Raw genomic sequence first — 389 nt, 5'->3', positions numbered from 1 at the left:
GGGGCAGCGCATGTCAAGGGTCCGGGCAGGCACCCGTCGCCCAACCGGGACTCGGCACCGCAACGCACCCTTGAACCGCGCGGGAGCAGGCCAGGCATCGGACGACTACAAGTGATCATTTCGTCGACGGTCGGTGTGGCAGCCGCCGCCTCAGAGCCCTGTCAACATGAACGACCGCAGCAATCAGGACAGGGGGCGCTCACGAGCTGGTCGTCGAAGGGGCATCCGATCGCAATGATCGAACACCTTCGCCACGTCAGTCCATTAAGGCAGTGCCGCTGGCCTGCCGCGCCCAAGTCAACGACACCGCAGCCCAACGGCCCTGCGCTGGGTGGGAAGAGCAGCAGATGTGGTGCTGTACGGCTGCTCGGCGCCGGCAACGCGCAACC

This window comes from Streptomyces ossamyceticus, assembly GCF_001418475.1.
GTDB classification, from domain to species: Bacteria; Actinomycetota; Actinomycetes; order Streptomycetales; family Streptomycetaceae; genus Streptomyces; species Streptomyces ossamyceticus.
The sequence above is the reverse complement of the archived record's forward strand: the minus strand, read 5'-3'. Positions refer to the sequence as shown.